The 14,652-nt window shown below is 65.4% G+C and carries 12 protein-coding genes; 1 reads left to right on the top strand and 11 read right to left on the bottom strand.

Annotation, left to right across the window (positions count from 1 at the left end):
• Positions 1-14: 14 nt before the first annotated feature.
• The 3 genes from LN047_RS03785 to LN047_RS03775 all read right to left on the bottom strand — a co-directional run bounded on the left by LN047_RS03785 (position 15) and on the right by LN047_RS03775 (position 4,653).
• Positions 15-734, bottom strand: a complete 720-nt coding sequence (locus LN047_RS03785) for a VOC family protein (RefSeq protein WP_062841648.1) — start codon at positions 732-734, stop codon at positions 15-17.
• 18 nt (positions 735-752) lie between these two features.
• Entirely contained in the window at positions 753-3,488 is a 2,736-nt protein-coding gene (gene secA, locus LN047_RS03780; protein ID WP_175157269.1) for a preprotein translocase subunit SecA, read from the bottom strand.
• A gap of 190 nt (positions 3,489-3,678) precedes the next feature.
• Entirely contained in the window at positions 3,679-4,653 is a 975-nt protein-coding gene (locus LN047_RS03775; RefSeq protein ID WP_056322654.1) for a M23 family metallopeptidase, read from the bottom strand.
• Between the two features lie 129 nt (positions 4,654-4,782).
• Between LN047_RS03775 and LN047_RS03770 the strand changes: the two genes are divergently transcribed.
• On the top strand, positions 4,783-5,190 hold the full coding sequence (locus LN047_RS03770) for a DciA family protein (protein WP_081101088.1): 408 nt from the start codon (positions 4,783-4,785) through the stop codon (positions 5,188-5,190).
• Between the two features lie 205 nt (positions 5,191-5,395).
• Here the strand turns inward: LN047_RS03770 and lpxC are convergent, their stop codons facing one another.
• From lpxC to ftsW, 8 genes are all read right to left on the bottom strand, one after another.
• Positions 5,396-6,319, bottom strand: a complete 924-nt coding sequence (lpxC, locus tag LN047_RS03765; protein ID WP_056320776.1) for a UDP-3-O-acyl-N-acetylglucosamine deacetylase — start codon at positions 6,317-6,319, stop codon at positions 5,396-5,398.
• Positions 6,320-6,560: 241 nt separating this feature from the next.
• The gene (gene ftsZ / locus LN047_RS03760; RefSeq protein ID WP_056320774.1) at positions 6,561-7,745 is read right to left on the bottom strand and encodes a cell division protein FtsZ; all 1,185 of its coding nucleotides are present in this window, start codon (positions 7,743-7,745) and stop codon (positions 6,561-6,563) included.
• A 187-nt stretch (positions 7,746-7,932) separates the two neighbouring features.
• Complete coding sequence (gene ftsA, locus LN047_RS03755; RefSeq protein WP_006217473.1) at positions 7,933-9,159, bottom strand: cell division protein FtsA; 1,227 nt, start codon at positions 9,157-9,159, stop codon at positions 7,933-7,935.
• A 4-nt stretch (positions 9,160-9,163) separates the two neighbouring features.
• Positions 9,164-9,988 (bottom strand): cell division protein FtsQ/DivIB, encoded by an 825-nt coding sequence (locus LN047_RS03750; protein ID WP_056320771.1) that lies wholly within the window; start codon positions 9,986-9,988, stop codon positions 9,164-9,166.
• A 12-nt stretch (positions 9,989-10,000) separates the two neighbouring features.
• A complete protein-coding gene (locus LN047_RS03745; RefSeq protein ID WP_062841645.1) occupies positions 10,001-10,951 on the bottom strand; it encodes a D-alanine--D-alanine ligase in 951 nt (316 codons plus the stop codon).
• Positions 10,948-12,354 carry a UDP-N-acetylmuramate--L-alanine ligase gene (gene murC, locus LN047_RS03740; RefSeq protein WP_056320766.1) on the bottom strand — a complete coding sequence of 469 codons (1,407 nt, stop codon included), beginning with the start codon at positions 12,352-12,354 and terminating at the stop codon, positions 10,948-10,950. Before murC ends, LN047_RS03745 begins: the two co-directional genes overlap by 4 nt.
• A complete protein-coding gene (gene murG / locus LN047_RS03735) occupies positions 12,351-13,427 on the bottom strand; it encodes an undecaprenyldiphospho-muramoylpentapeptide beta-N-acetylglucosaminyltransferase (protein ID WP_062841643.1) in 1,077 nt (358 codons plus the stop codon). Before murG ends, murC begins: the two co-directional genes overlap by 4 nt.
• Positions 13,424-14,617 carry a putative lipid II flippase FtsW gene (gene ftsW, locus LN047_RS03730; protein ID WP_056320760.1) on the bottom strand — a complete coding sequence of 398 codons (1,194 nt, stop codon included), beginning with the start codon at positions 14,615-14,617 and terminating at the stop codon, positions 13,424-13,426. The genes murG and ftsW overlap by 4 nt, the downstream gene beginning before the upstream one ends.
• Positions 14,618-14,652 lie beyond the last annotated feature (35 nt).

Below are 14,652 nucleotides of genomic sequence, written 5' to 3'. Positions count from 1 at the left end.
CGCACGCGGGTAGCTTACAAGCCCGTATCCAGGGTGTAATGCGCCCCGTCGCGGTTTTCGAGGGTCAGGGTGGACAAGACCGGCGACTGCGCGGCATCGTCCTGCTGGACATGAATGCGCAGGTTCGCCAGCGGCACGTCCCAACCGCCGGTGGCGGCTTCGGCCGTCACCCCGGCCACCAGCGCCAGGCGCTCGGCCACGCCTCGGGCGTCCGCCGCGCGTGCGTCGATACGATGCAGGCTGCGGGCCCCGTTGGGATGCGCCATCAATGCCGGCGCCCAGACGCACTCGGGCGTCAGGTGACGGCAGAAATACATGCGGATGCCGGGCAAGGGCTGCTCGGCAAAGCGCACGGTATGGAATCGAGCCTGAACCTCCTGGCCGTCCAGCATGGCCGGACGGGTCAGCTCCTGCACGGGGTTGACGGCAAAGCCGGCCTCACGCAACCGCGTATAGGTGGCCTCGGCGTCATAGGTGCGAAACACCAGCGCTTCCAGCCCGAAGGGCGAATCGGCGATTTCCTTGCGCGCGGGCGGCGCGCCGGGCGGCCATCCCAGCAGTTCGACGTACGTGCCTTCCAGCACGATCAGGCGGTTGCACGACCCCAGGTTGTGCACGGCCTTGTCGCTGAGATGAAAGCCCTGCCGTTCGTAATGGGGCGCCAGCGCATCCAGCCGGTCGCGCACCATGACGACGGCGTGGTCGAATTCAGTGCGGCCGACGGAATGCAGCATGAAGGCTAACCCCTTTTATCAGACCAGCTTACCGTGGCACTGCTTGTACTTCTTGCCGCTGCCGCACGGGCACGGATCGTTTCGGCCGACCTTGGGCATGGCGTTGCGCGCGGGCTGAGCGCCCGATTCCTGCGCGTCGGACGCCAGCGCCTCGTCGTAGTCCGAGTGGTGGTACTGCACGTTCTGCACGTGCGGTTGCGCCGCTTCGGCTTCGGCCTGCTCGACCTGCTCGGACGACTGCACGCGCACCGTCATCAGCACCTTGACCACATCGTCGCGCACGCGGTCCAGCATGCCCGAGAACAGTTCGAAGGCTTCGCGCTTGTATTCCTGCTTGGGATTCTTCTGCGCGTAGCCGCGCAGGTGAATGCCCTGGCGCAGGTAGTCCAGCGCGGACAGGTGCTCGCGCCAGTGCGTGTCGATCGCCTGCAGCATGATCGAACGCTCGAACTGCGACCACGATTCTTCGCCCACCTGGTCGACCTTGGCCTGGTACGCATCGCGAGCCGCGGCCACCACGCGTTCGCGCAGTTCCTCGTCGTTCAGGTTGGGTTCCTTTTCCAGCATCTCCGTCAGCGGCAGATGCAGGTGCCAGTCGCCTTCAAGCGCATTTTGCAGCGCGGGGATGTCCCATTGCTCTTCCACCGATTCCGGCGGCACGTACGTGTTGAACAAGTCGGTCACCGCGGCGTCGCGCAGGTTGTGCACGGTGGCGCCGACGCTGGCGGCTTCCAGCACGTCGTTGCGCTGCGAGTACAGCACCTTGCGCTGGTCGTTGGCGACGTCGTCGTATTCCAGCAATTGCTTGCGGATGTCGAAGTTGCGGCCTTCCACCTTGCGCTGCGCGGTCTCGATCGAGCGCGTGACCATGCCGGCCTCGATGGGCTCGCCCTCGGGCAACTTCAGGCGTTCCATGATGGCGCGCACGCGGTCGCCCGCGAAGATGCGCATCAGCGAATCTTCCAGCGACAGGTAGAAACGGGACGAGCCCGGATCGCCCTGGCGGCCGGCGCGGCCGCGCAACTGGTTGTCGATACGGCGCGATTCATGGCGCTCGGTGCCGATGATGCGCAGGCCGCCTGCCGCCTTGACCTGCTCGTTCAGCGGCTTCCATTCCGCGCGGATCTTGTCGATGCGCGCGGTCTTTTCGGCTTCGGACAGCGATTCGTCGGCGCGGATCAGGTCGACCTGCTTGTCGACGCTGCCGCCCAGCACGATGTCGGTGCCGCGGCCGGCCATGTTGGTAGCGATGGTGATGTGGCCCGGCTTGCCGGCTTCGGCCACGATCTCGGCTTCGCGGGCGTGCTGCTTGGCGTTCAGGACCTCGTGCGGCAGCTTGGCTTTTTTCAGAAGGCCGGACAGCAGCTCGGAGTTCTCGATGCTGGTCGTGCCGACCAGCACGGGCTGGCCGCGCTCGTGGCAGTCACGGATGTCTTCGAGGATGGCGTTGTACTTTTCGCCGTCGGTCTTGAAGACCTGGTCGTTCTGGTCCTTGCGGACCATGGGCTTGTTGGTCGGGATGATGACCGTTTCAAGCCCGTAGATTTCCTGGAATTCGTACGCTTCCGTGTCGGCCGTGCCGGTCATGCCGGACAGCTTTTCGTACATGCGGAAGTAGTTCTGGAACGTGATCGACGCCAGCGTCTGGTTCTCGTGCTGGATCTTCACGCCTTCCTTGGCCTCGACGGCCTGGTGCAGGCCATCGGACCAGCGGCGGCCCACCATCAGGCGGCCGGTGAATTCGTCCACGATCACCACTTCGCCGTCCTGCACGACGTACTGCTGGTCGCGGAAGAACAGGGTGTTGGCGCGCAACGCCACCATCAGGTGGTGCATCAGCGCGATGTGACGCGGGTCGTACAGCGATTCGCCTTCGGGCAGGATGCCCAGGCGGGCAAGAATGCCTTCGGCGTGTTCGTGGCCGGCTTCCGACAGGTAGACCTGCTGGCTCTTTTCGTCGACCCAGTAATCGCCTTCGGGTTCCGGCTCCTGCGGCTTGGGCTCGTGCGCCATGCGCTTGAGCAGCGGCGGCACCGCGTTCATGCGGACGTAGAGTTCGGTGTGGTCTTCGGCCTGACCCGAGATGATCAGCGGCGTGCGGGCCTCGTCGATCAGGATCGAGTCCACTTCGTCGACGATCGCGTAGAACAGCGCGCGCTGGCGGCGGTCCTCAACACGGAATTCCATGTTGTCGCGCAGGTAATCGAAGCCAAATTCGTTATTGGTGCCGTACGTGATGTCGGCGGCGTAGGCGGCCTTCTTTTCTTCGTTCGGCTGCTGCGGCACGACCACGCCCGTGGACATGCCCAGGAAGCGGTACAACCGGCCCATCCATTCGGCGTCGCGGCGGGCCAGGTAGTCGTTCACCGTGACCACGTGCACGCCCTTGCCGGCGATCGCGTTCAGGTAGACGGGCAGCGTCGCCATGAGCGTCTTGCCTTCGCCCGTGCGCATTTCGGCAATCTTGCCGTTGTGCAGGGCGATACCGCCCAGCATCTGCACGTCGAAGTGCCGCATGCCGAAGACCCGCTTGCCCGATTCGCGCACCACGGCGAAAGCTTCGGGAAGCAGATCGTCCAGGGACGTGCCCTGAGCGTGGCGGGAACGGAATTCGTCGGTCTTGGCCGCCAGTTCCGCGTCGGAGAGCGCGGCGATCTTGGGTTCGAGCCCATTGATCTGGGTTACCAGCTTGCGATACTGCTTAAGCAGCCGATCGTTGCGGCTACCTATGAGTTTTTTGAGCAGAGAAACCATGCGTATTGTCGGCCGCACAAGCCATGCCGCACCGCCAAAGCGTGCGTGGCATCACCCGTGACTTGATGTTATTGGTTGAGCGGGAGTCCGCCGGGAAACGATCCAGTTTAACGCACCTGAAGCGTAATAGCCTGAACCTATGACCAGGGTATCACTGTTGGCCGGTTTGACCGGCCAACCCGCCGCGGGTTCACGGCGCGGCGGCTTGCGCGACGGCGGGCGGCGCGGGCTGTTGCTGGGGACCGAGGAACAGGCGCGGATCCAGCGGCTGTCCGGCAAGGCGGACCTCGAAATGCAGATGCGGACCCGTGGAACGCCCGGAGCTTCCCACACGCGCGACCTGCTGGCCGCGTTCGACCAGATCTCCCTGCTTGACCAGCAGCGAAGACGCATGCGCGTAGCGGGTGATCAGGCCGTCGCCGTGATCGATCTCGACCATGTTGCCAAAGCCGGGCGCCCATTTGGCCTCAAGGACCACGCCCCCCGAGGCGGCCAGGATCGGCGTGCCCGAGGGCGCGGCGAAGTCCAGCCCTTCGTGCATGGCCGACCGGCCCGTCACCGGGTTGCGGCGCCAGCCATACGAGGAGGTCAGATAAGGGTAATCGGTGATGGGCATGGCGGTCGGCATGCGCGCCTGATCCGCCGAGCGCTTGGTGAGCGCGGCGTCCAGCAGCTTCAGGTTGTCGGTTTGCTGCGAGAGCCGCGCCTGGATCTCGTCAAGCTGCCGGCCCAGCGCCTCGGCCGACGCCGCGGTGGGCGGCGGATGGTCGGTGAACAGATCGTCCATGACCTGCGTGGCCTCCGGGTGGGCCGGCGCTTCGGGCGCGGCCGACGCAAGCTGCTGGGCCAGTTCCGGGTCGGTGTAGGCCACGCCCGCCACCTTGGCCACGCGCTGGCCCAAGCCGTCGATGCTGACCAGCTTGGCCTGCAGCGCGCCAACTTTAGAGGCCAGCAAGTTCATGTTTTCACGCAGGAAATCGGCGTCGCGCCCGGGCTGTTCCGACAACGGCCAACCCATCGTGTGCACGGCGGGAAGGATGGGAGTGATGTATCGTTGAAGCGCGGCGCCAAAAATGGCCGCGGTAATCAAGGCGCCCCCCAGAAACAACGCCAGTCGCGCGCCGCCCAGGGTGAAATGCCCGTCCTGCCCTTCGCGGGCGTGCATAATCACGATCTTCAAGGTTTGCTTCCTAATTCTTTTAAAGCCGGCATGAATAGACCCGCTTCATACCGTCAACGTTCCAGTTCCAGCCGGCGCGTAGAAAATACCGCCCTGGGATGGCTGGGTCATGACATGCGGGGCGCCGGAGTGTTGGCGACTGCCCGCAAGCATCTGCAAATTCAGTATGCGGTGGCGGCGGTGTTGCCCGCTCCGCTGGGTGCCGTGTGCCAGGTCGCCAAGCTGGAAAACCTGTGCCTGCACCTGGTGGTGCCCACGGCCGCGCACGCGGCCAAGATGCGTCAATTGGCGCCGCGCATTGCGCGGTCGCTGGCCGATCAAGGCTGGAACCTTAACGAAATTGCCATCAAGGTACAAGCGGGTTTGCCCAAGCCTGGCTCCCGTCAGCCGCGCCCTCCCAAAGAGGCGCAACCCCTGGGCGACAAGGCCCTGGGCGCGTTCGAAACGCTACACGGCAATCTGCGGCCGGGTCCTCTGGCCGACGCCGTCGCCAAGCTCTTGAAGCACCACAAGAGTAGCTGAGCCGACCGGCTTTGTCCGGCAACTGGCAGGGCTGGAAACGTCACGAAACCAACTTTTCAGACCAATGGCCACATGGTCTGCTACCGGTTTGCGACTATCGCGCCAGGGGATGACGGCCAGTGCCGTCCTTAAGCAGGAATCCAAACAGAAACCCGCGCGGAGTCGGGGTCAGGCCCCCGGGCGCGGGTTCAAGGGCAAGCTGGCGTCAGGCCAGCTTCCATTCGTGGCGAAACGCCTGCGGCGCTTCTGCCTGCGATTCGTACGTGACGATTTCCCAGGCGTCGCGCTGCTCGAGCAGCGCGCGGGCCAGCTGGTTATTCAGGCCGTGGCCCGACTTGCACGCCACATAGCGCGCCACCAGCGGCTTGCCAAGCAGATACAGGTCGCCGATGGCGTCCAGGATCTTGTGCTTGACGAATTCATCGTCGTAACGCAGTCCGTCGCTGTTCAACACGCGGTACTCGTCCATGACGATGGCGTTGTCCAGGCTGCCGCCGCGGGCCAGGCCCATCGACCGCAAGGCCTCGACTTCATTCACGAAACCAAAGGTGCGCGCCCGCGCGATCTCACGCACGTACGAGTGCGTGGCGAAGTCGATTTCCGCAAAGTTCGCCGTCGAGTCGATGGCGGGATGGCGGAAGTCGATCGAGAAGGCCAGCGCGTATCCCTCATGGGGTTCCAGGCGCGCCCACTTCTCGTTGCGGCCTTCACCTTCGCGCACTTCTACCGGCTTCAGGACGCGGATGAATTGCTTGGGCGCGTTCTGCTCGACGATGCCCGCCGAGCGCAGCAAATACACAAACGTCGCCGCGCTGCCGTCCATGATGGGGACTTCTTCGGCAGTGAGGTCGACGTGCAGGTTGTCGATGCCCAAGCCGGCCAGCGCCGACATGAGATGTTCCACCGTCGACACGCGGACATTGCCCTGCTGCAGCACGGAAGCCATGCGGGTATCGCCCACGCCCGTGGCTTGCGCGGGCAGGTCGACGACCTGCGGCAGATCCACACGGTGAAAGACGATGCCGGTGTTGGGCTGTGCCGGACGCAGGGTGAGCTCCACCCGCCGTCCGGAGTGGACGCCGACGCCTGTCGTGCGGACGAGATTCTGAATGCTGCGCTGTCGGAACATGAGACTTGGAATTTTGAACCCGGAAGCCGGCAAGATAAGTACGTATTGCCGGCGTAACCGAAGTATTGTAACGCTGTCCGATCCGTGCCGCCATCCAAACTGGGCGCGCAGACCGATGTATACCTCCGTCCCTTATTTATCGTGCAAGGGAAACACGGACCGCTCTGCCTCCGGTTCGCCTGTGGGGACGGGCGAACCGGAGATGAGGGAGTGCAGTTAGAGCCGTTGACCGGCTCTAGGTTCAGTCCGCCTGCTTACGCAGGAAGGCCGGGATGTCGAAATGATCCATTCCCGAGCTTTCCAACGCGCGCACCTGGGCCGACGCCTGGCTGCGCGGATTGCGCATGACCGACGGCATGTCCAGATTGCGGTAATCACCACCTTGACCGGCCGGCATCGTGCCCATGGGCATGTTGTCGGTGCCGGTGCGCAGCACTTCAGCGGTGTTCTGCACCAGTTGCGGACGGGCTTGCGCACGGCCCAAGCCGGTTGCAACCACCGTCACGCGCAGGTTTTCGCCCATGGACTCGTCGTAGGCGGTGCCGAAGATCACGGTTGCGTCGTCCGAAGCGTAGCTGCGGATCGTTTCCATGATTTCGCGCGTTTCGCGCATCTTCAGCGAGCGGCTGGCGGTGATGTTGACCAGCACGCCACGCGCGCCGTTCAGATCCACGCCTTCCAGCAGCGGGCAAGCAATGGCGTGCTCGGCGGCCACACGTGCGCGGTCCGCGCCCGATGCCGACGCCGTGCCCATCATGGCCTGACCCTGCTCGCCCATGATCGTCTTCACGTCTTCGAAGTCGACGTTGACGTTGCCTTCGACGTTGATGATTTCGGCGATACCCGCGCACGCGTTGTGCAGGATGTCGTCGGCCGAACGGAAGCAGTCTTCCTGCGTCGCGTCCTCGTCCATCAGTTCATAGAGGTTCTCGTTGAGCACCACGATGAGCGAATGCACGTGCTTGGCCAGTTCCGAAATACCGTCCTCGGCCATCTTCAGGCGCTTGTTGCCTTCAAAGGAGAAAGGCTTCGTGACCACGCCAACGGTCAGGATGCCCAGTTCCTTCGCCACTTCGGCCACGACCGGACCTGCACCGGTACCGGTGCCGCCGCCCATGCCTGCGGTGATGAAGACCATGTGCGCGCCGTTCAGCGCGGCACGGATTTCCTCACGCGCGGTTTCCGCCGACGCGCGTCCCTGCTCGGGCTTGGCGCCCGCGCCCAGGCCGGTACGGCCCAGACGAATCTGCACCGGCGCATTGGTTGCCGCCAGCGCTTGCGCATCGGTGTTGGCGCAGATGAAATCCACCCCGTGCACACCGCTGCGAATCATGTGCGCGACGGCATTGCCGCCCGCACCGCCCACACCAACGACCTTGATTACGGTCCCTTTGGTGTTGTTCTCAAGCATCTCAAAGTTCATCATGATGACTCCCTCACAAGTCCGAATTTGCAAATCACAAAAATTCCCCGACAACCTATCTTTTGTGAATCGCCTCAAAGCCGACGCCGGCTACATAGGCCCGCCACGGGTTTGAGACGCCTCCTCTTTCTGGCGCTCCCCGCTAGACAGCCGCGGTTCGCACCAAGGAGCAGGCCCCAACCTGCACCCTTTAATTCATGAACCACTCCTTCATGCGCGCAAGCAGACTCTTGAAATTGCCCGTCTGCGCGGCCACCTTGCGGCCACGCACACGCTGCATGCGCGCTTCCTGCAGCAGCCCCATCACCGTCGAGAAGCGCGGATTGCGCATCACGTCGGCAAGGCTGCCTTCGTACTCGGGCACCGCCACGCGAACCGGCTTGAGGAACACGTCCTCGGCCAGTTCGATCATGCCGGGCAGCTGCGCGGATCCGCCGGTCAGGACCACGCCGGAAGCCAGCAGGTCCTCGTAGCCGGAATCGCGCACCACTTGCTGCACCAGGGTGAACAGTTCTTCCACGCGCGGCTCGATCACCGCGCCCAGCGCCTGGCGCTTGACCTGGCGCGGGCCGCGGTCGCCCAGGCCCGGCACTTCCACGGACTCGTCCGGGCTGGCCAGCACCTGCTTGGCGACGCCATAGCGCAGCTTGATTTCTTCGGCATCGGGCGTGGGCGTGCGCAGCATCGCCGCAATGTCGTTGGTGATCTGATCGCCGGCGATCGGCAGCACGGCGGTATGGCGGATCGCGCCGCCGGTGAAGATGGCGACGTCGGTCGTGCCGCCGCCGATATCGACGAGGACGACGCCCAGCTCCTTTTCGTCCGCCGTCAGGACGGCCAGACTGGAAGCGAGCGGTTGCAGGATCAGATCCTGCACCTCGAGGCCGCAGCGGCGCACGCACTTGACGATGTTCTGCGCGGCGCTGACCGCGCCGGTCACGATGTGCACGCGCACTTCCAGGCGCAGACCGCTCATGCCAATGGGCTCGCGGATGTCTTCCTGGCCGTCGACGATGAACTCCTGCGTCAGCACGTGCAGCACCTGCTGGTCTGTCGGGATGTTCACCGCCTTGGCGGTCTCGATGACGCGGGCGACGTCGGTGGCGGTGACTTCCTTGTCCTTGACGGCGACCATGCCGCTGGAATTGAAGCTGCGGATATGGCTGCCGGCGATGCCGGTGTAGACGTCTCGAATCTTGCAATCTGCCATCAGCTCGGCTTCTTCAAGCGCGCGCTGAATGGAATTCACAGTGGTCTCGATGTTGACGACCACGCCCTTACGCATGCCGCGCGATTCGTGCTGGCCCAGGCCTAGCACCTCGAAGCGGCCTTCAGGCAGGATTTCAGCCACCACAGCCACCACCTTGCTGGTGCCGATATCGAGGGCGACGATAAGGTCCTTGATGTCACGGGTCATGGCGTTAGCGTTTCTTGGGAGGTTTCGGTGTGGATTTGGATTTGGTTTCCGACGCGGGCAACGGGGCCAGCGCCAGGGCGAAACCATTCGGATAGCGCAGGTCGGCCTGCGTGACGGTGCGCCCTTCCAGGCGCCCCGCCACGGTGGGCCACGCCTGCACAAAGCGTTGAATACGAGCCGCGAACGGCAAGGCGCCGGGCAGGCCATGCGGGTCCGGCGCGTCGGCGCCCGGATCGCGGCCCAGATCCAGCAGCATGCCGTTGGACAACACCACACGCCAGGCATAGCGCGGGCTCAGTTCCAACTGTTCCACATGCATGTCCAGCGGCGCGAACCAGCGCGCCAGCTCGGCGTAGCGCTGCACCACAAGCGCTTCCGTGCCATCCGGCCCGGAGAACTGCGGCAGCACCGTGTCGTCGTCCACCTCGCCCGTGTTGGCCGTGAACGCCTCGCCCCAGGTGTTGATCATCTGGTTTTCGTTCCACAGCGCCAGCGGCTGCTGCTCTTCGATGCGCACACGCAGCACGTTGGGCCAGATCCGCCGCACGGTGGCATGCCGGACCCACGGCACCGATTCGAAGATCTCGCGCGCGTCGTCCAGGTCCACCGTGAAGAAATTGCCCTTCACGCGCCCAGCGATCGCCGAACGCACCGCGCCCGTCGACACATAGTGCAGATCGGTGTCCGGCATCGATTCCAGCTCGATAGCCGTCAACGTGAAGTACGGACGCTGCGCCACCCACACCACGCCCGCGATGAGCATGGCGGCAACCGCCAGCACGGCTAGCGTATTGGCGATCAGGTTGGTAGTACGAGCGTCGTTCCACACGGAATATCCAGGTCAAGCGTTGCGGGCGTGGCCGTGCACCTTGCACGAAGCCTCGGACAGGATGGCCACGCACAATTCTGCATAGCTGATCCCCACGGCCTTCGCGGCCATGGGCACCAGGGAGTGGCCGGTCATGCCGGGCGAAGTATTCATTTCAAGCAGCCAGGGGCGGTTGTCGCCGTCGAGGATGAAATCCGCGCGGCCCCAGCCTTCACAGCCCAGCGCCTGATAGGCCTTTACGGCAATCCGCGCGACGTCTTCAGCCACGTCCGCGGGCAAGGCGGCCGGGCAGAAGTACTGCGTGTCGTCGGAGAAGTACTTGTGTTCGTAGTCGTAGTTGCCGCCGGGCGCGGCGATCTCGATCACCGGCAGCGCGCGCGCGGCCTTGCCGGACCCGACGATCGCCACGGTCAGTTCGCGTCCGGTGATGAACTGTTCGGCCAGGACCTCGCTGTCGTAGCGCGCGGCCGCGGCGTAGGCTTCTTTCATGTCCGAGTAACCGACGACCTTGGTGATGCCCACGGTCGAGCCCTCGTGCGGCGGCTTGATGATCAGCGGCAACTGCAGGCGGTCCGGAACCAGGCGCAGATCGGTATCGGCGTCGAGCACTTCAAAGTCGGGCGTGGGCAGGCCATGCTGCAGCCAGATGCGCTTGGTCATGGTCTTGTCCATGGCCAGCGCCGATGCCATCGGGCCGCTGCCGGTATAGGGGATGCCCAGCAGTTCCAGCGCGCCCTGAAGCGTGCCGTCTTCGCCGTAGCGGCCGTGCAATGCGATGAACACGCGGTCAAAGCCTTCGGCCGCCAGCTCGGCTAGGCTGCGCTCGCCGGTGTCGAACAGGTGCGCGTCCACGCCGGCGCTGCGCAGGGCTTCCTGCACGCCCTTGCCCGACATGAGCGAGACTTCGCGCTCGGCGGACCGGCCGCCGTACAACACACCTACCTTGCCGAATTGCTTGCTCATGCCAGCTCTCCCACCTGGGCGGGGACCTTGCTGATCGAACCCGCCCCCATCACGATGACGACGTCGCCATCGCGCACAAAATCCACGACCGCCTGCGGCAGATCGGCCACATCTTCAACGAACACCGGCTCGACCTTGCCCGCCACGCGCAGCGCACGCGACAGGGCGCGTCCGTCGGCCGCGACCAGCGGCGGCTCGCCCGCGGCGTAGACCTCGGTCAGCAACACCGCGTCGGCCGTGCCCAGCACGCGCACGAAATCCTCGAAGCAATCGCGCGTCCGCGTGTAGCGGTGCGGCTGGAAGGCCAGCACGATGCGGCGGTCGGGCCAGGCGCCCCGCGCCGCGGCCAGCGTCGCGGACATCTCGACGGGATGGTGACCGTAGTCGTCGATCACCGTGAAGGTGCCGCCCCCGTGGTTGGCGGGCACCGCGAATTCACCCGTCTGCGTGAAGCGGCGTCCCACGCCCTTGAACGAACCCAGCGCCTCGCAGATGGCCGCGTCGGATACGCCCAGCTCGGTCGCCACGGCGATCGCGGCCAGCGCATTGCGCACGTTGTGCAGGCCGGGCAGGTTCAGTTCCACATTCAGCGGCGGCAGCAGCGTGTCGCGATGGGTGCGTTGCACGTTAAAGCGCATGCGCGTGCCGTCAGCCTGCACTTCATAGGCGCGCACCTGGGCGTCCTCGTTCAGGCCGTAGGTCGTGATGGGACGCGACACAAACGGCATGATCTCGCGCACGTTGGCGTCGTCCGAGCACAGCACGGCGCTGCCGTAGAACGGCAGGCGCTGCGTGAATTCGATGAAGGCGCTCTTCAGGCGCGCCACGTCGTGGCCGTACGTGTCCATGTGATCGGCATCGATATTGGTCACGATGGCCATCACCGGCAACAGGTTCAGGAACGAGGCGTCCGATTCGTCGGCCTCGACCACGATGTAGTCGCCCTGCCCCAGCCGTGCATTGGCGCCCGCCGAATTCAGCCGGCCGCCGATCACGAACGTGGGATCCAGGTCGCCCGCCGCCAGCACGCTGGCGACCAGGCTGGTTGTGGTGGTCTTGCCGTGCGTGCCCGCCACGGCGATGCCGCGCTTCAGGCGCATCAGCTCGGCCAGCATGATGGCGCGCGGCACCACCGGGATGCGCGCGGCGCGCGCCGCGATCACTTCGGGGTTGTCGCCCGCCACCGCAGTGGACGTGACGATGGCGCTGGCGCCCGTGACGTTGCTGGCGGCATGGCCGATCGCGATCTTCACGCCCAGGCCGGCCAGGCGGCGCGTCACCGCCGACTCGTTCAGGTCGGATCCGCTGATGTCGTAGCCCAGGTTCAGCAGCACTTCGGCGATGCCGCTCATGCCAGAACCGCCGATGCCTACAAAATGGATATGTTGAATTCTGTGTTTCATGATGAACGCCCCGCTGCTTGTTCACAGACGTCGGCGATATGGGCGGCCGCGTCGGGACGCGCATGCGCGCGGGCCCGGACGGCGACAGCCTCGAGTTCTTGTCGGGTGCGCTGGCTCAGCCAGTCCGCCAGCCACTCGGGCGTCATGGCGGTCTGCGGCTGCAGCCACGCGGCCTGCGCGTCGCTCAGGAAGCGCGCGTTGGCAGTCTGGTGGTCATCGATCGCGTGGGGGAACGGCACGAACAGCGCCGCAACGCCGGCAGCCGCCACTTCGGACACCGTCATGGCGCCCGCGCGGCAGATCAGCAGGTCGGCGTCGGCCATGGCGCCCGCCATGTCGTCGATGAAGGCGCGGCAGTCGGCCTGAACACCCGCTTGGGCGTAGGCCTGCTGAAGCGCCGGCAAATGTTGTTCGCCGGCCTGATGGACGATCGTCGGCCGGCGCTCGAGCGGCAGACGCGCAAGCGCCTGCGGCACGGTGGTGTTCAAGGCTTGCGCTCCCAGGCTGCCGCCCACCACCAGCACGCGCAGCGGGCCGGTGCGGCCGGCATAGCGTTCGGCGGGATCGGGCAAGGCGCACAGGTCGGCACGCACCGGGTTGCCCATGGCTTCACCCTTGGGCAGCACACCGGGAAAACCGCTCAACACGCGGCGCGACATCTTGGCCAGGCATTTGTTCGCGGTGCCCGCGACGGCATTCTGTTCGTGCACGACCAGCGGCGTGCCGCGCAGCGCAGCGATCACGCCGCCCGGGAACGCCACGTAGCCGCCCATGCCCAGCACCACGTCGGGACGCACGTCGGACAGCCGCGACCACGCCTGCGCAAATGCGCGCAGCAACAGGAACGGCAGCTTGAGCAGCGCGGACGCGCCCTTGCCGCGCACGCCCTGGAAACGCAGCGGCACCAGTTCGATGCCGCGCGGCGGCACGAGACGGCCTTCCATCTTTTCGGGATTGCCCAGCCACAGCACGCGCCAGCCGCGTTCGCGCAGCACGTCGGCCACGGCCAGACCGGGCATGATGTGGCCGCCGGTGCCGCCGGCCATGATGAGGATGGTGCGCGCGGCGGTCATACCCGTCCTCCGCGCATCATGATGCGATTTTCCACGTCGACCCGGATCAGCATGGCCAGCGCGCACAGGTTCATCACCACGCCCGAACCACCGTAGCTCATCAGCGGCAACGTCAGACCCTTGGTGGGCAGCAGGCCCAGGCACACGCCCATGTTGATGAACGATTGCACGCCAAACCACATGGCCACGCCGTGCGCAACCAGCCCGGCAAACGTGCGCTCCATGGCGATGGCCTGCCGGCCGATGTCGAAACCGCGGTAGACGATGATGGCAAACAGCGTGATCACCAGCATCACGCCAGCAAATCCCAGCTCCTCGCCCACCACGGCCATCAGGAAGTCGGTGTGCGCTTCGGGCAGGTAGTGCAGCTTTTCGACGCTGGCGCCCAGGCCCACGCCAAGCCATTCACCGCGGCCCAGCGCAATCAGCGAATGCGACAACTGATAGGCGCTGCCGTATGCGTTGTCTTCGTTCCAGGGATCCAGGTACGCAAACAGACGCGCGCGGCGCCAGGGCGACAGCCAGATCAGCATCAGGAACGTGCCCACCAGCACGGCGAGCAGGCTGCTGAAATACTTGCCGTTGATGCCGCCCAGGAAGAGGATGCCGATGGCAATGGCCACGATCACCATGAAGGCGCCCAGGTCGGGCTCGAGCAGCAGCAGCATGCCCACGCCGGCCAGCGCAAACGCCATCGGCAGGAAGCCCCGGGCAAAGGCCTGCATGTGCTCCTGCTTGCGCACGGTGTAATCCGCCGCGTACAGCAAGGCTGCAAGTTTCATCAGTTCGGACGGCTGGAAGTTCAGCGGACCCAGCGGAATCCAGCGGTGCGCGCCGTTGACCTCGCGGCCGATCCCCGGGATCAGCACGGCCACCAGCAGCACCATCGTCACCACGAAAAGCGGCACGGCCAGGCGCTGCCAGACGCGGATGGGGATCGACAGCACCACGGCGGCGCCGACCAGCCCCGCGCTCACGAACAGGCCGTGGCGAATCACGAAGTAGTAGCGGCCATAGGACGCATAGCGCGGGCCGTCGGCCAGCGCGATCGACGCCGAATACACCATCAGCAGCCCGAGCAGCAGCAACGTCGAAGCCGCGATCACGAGCGGCATGTCGAAGTTGCGCATGCGGGTACGGCCGGGCCGTACGGCGTTGACGCTGGCGGTGAGGTCGGCGATCAGGCTCATTGTGCGCCCTCGGCGTCGCGCGCCATGGAATTCGC

The sequence above is a fragment of the Achromobacter sp. JD417 genome (assembly GCF_041879325.1).
In the GTDB taxonomy this organism is placed as follows: Bacteria; Pseudomonadota; Gammaproteobacteria; order Burkholderiales; family Burkholderiaceae_B; genus Achromobacter; species Achromobacter mucicolens.
This window is presented reverse-complemented; position numbering and strand designations above follow the sequence as displayed.